This window comes from Bacillus sp. SG-1 (assembly GCF_000181495.1).
Lineage (GTDB): Bacteria > Bacillota > Bacilli > Bacillales > Bacillaceae_B > Rossellomorea.
Map to the genome: position 1 here is coordinate 1 of NZ_ABCF01000173.1, position 1,378 is coordinate 1,378.

Consider the following 1,378-nt stretch of genomic DNA (forward strand, 5'->3'; position numbering starts at 1 on the left):
TCTATCTCCCGACGAGTTATTTCCTCTACGATGGTATCGTCTATTCAAGATATTGGCAAGATAAAACATTAAGGAATAAACTTCTTTGCCCAGAAGAGTCTCGGAATTCGCAGAATTGTTAATGAGGCAGTTGAGTACTTTACTTAACCTCAATCAAAACTTTGTACACCGCGGCAGGGATAAAATATACTAAGGTGGATAAGAAAGACTGAAAAGGAGTGTTGAAAGTGGATTTTAAGATGAAAGAAGGCGGATTTATTACCGACCTTCCTTATGGACAATTAGAGGTTTCAGGTAATGAAGAATATGGATTCCGTCCTTATCAGCTAATGGTATCATCCATTGCGGTATGCAGCGGAGGAGTATTAAGGAAGATCCTTGAAAAGCAGCGGGTAAACTTCAAGGACATCTCTATTAAAGCGGATGTAACCAGGAATGTAGAGATGGCCAACAGAATTGAAAAGGTTGCTCTGCATTTCACCATAACAGGTGACGGCCTGAAGGAAGAGAAAATTCAAAAGGCGATGGAGCTGACGAAGAAAAACTGTTCTATGGTCCAATCGGTAATTGGCAGCATTGAAGTCGAAGAAACCTTTGAAATAAAAGAATAATACAATATTTTAACACATTAAAGCGCTAAGAGGGCCTGTCCCTCTTAGCGCTTTAATGTGTTAAAGGTAAATAACAACCGCGGGGTTACCCACGGAGTTCGATGGTTATTCTGTTTAGAGGCTCAATTCCTGAGGCTCTTTTCCTGTTCTTTCATAGTAAAGAATTGTCTTGGGGGTGAGCCGCAGAAGCATATACTCAGGGTCATCCGGGGCTGTAATCCAAGGCTTAAGGTAGTCATTCCAAAACTTTTCCTTCAACTCTTTGGATTCTTCTATTTGGGCTGTTGCTTCAACTTCAACATAATGCTCATGGTTGCTGTCTCTGTCAAACCCGAGCAGGATATGGACGTGAGGGTTCTGTGCGATATCTTCAGCCTTATGGGCATGCTGGTTGGTGGCAGTAAATAATGTCAGCTCCTCGTTATAGAACATCATGAAACGAGAATAAGGCTGATTATTCCTAATCGTGGCTAAAGTTCCTACCTTATGGTTGGAGAACAACTCAACGATCTTTTCTTTTAATGTAAGGGACATGGTTTAACCTCCTTTGAATGTACGGTATTAATCTGTGTTATTGGAGATTTTTTTAACCAAACTTTTGAAAAATAACACTTATGATTCGCGCGAAGTACAACTATACATGCACATATACAAAAACAAGGAGAAAGCTTTTCAGCTCTCTCCTTGCTTTTATTAGGGAACCTAGGGAATGAAAAATTTGTTTTGCCGAAATGACCGGCTGTGTATAAAGGAATTATATATTAAAA

At 39.8% G+C, this 1,378-nt stretch carries 2 protein-coding genes; one reads left to right on the forward strand and one right to left on the reverse strand.

The annotated features are described in order from the left end of the window. Positions 1 to 227 precede the first annotated feature (227 nt). Positions 228 to 611 (forward strand): OsmC family protein, encoded by a 384-nt coding sequence (locus tag BSG1_RS19505; protein WP_044023221.1) that lies wholly within the window; start codon positions 228 to 230, stop codon positions 609 to 611. Positions 612 to 725: 114 nt separating this feature from the next. Here the strand turns inward: BSG1_RS19505 and BSG1_RS19510 are convergent, their stop codons facing one another. Next, the gene (locus BSG1_RS19510) at positions 726 to 1,145 is read right to left on the reverse strand and encodes a pyridoxamine 5'-phosphate oxidase family protein (protein ID WP_006838975.1); all 420 of its coding nucleotides are present in this window, start codon (positions 1,143 to 1,145) and stop codon (positions 726 to 728) included. Positions 1,146 to 1,378 lie beyond the last annotated feature (233 nt).

Excerpts from the sequence above, each read along its gene's own strand:
- BSG1_RS19510 (WP_006838975.1), bottom strand. The coding sequence starts at position 1,145 with ATGTCCCTTACATTAAAAGAAAAGATCGTTGAGTTGTTCTCCAACCAT.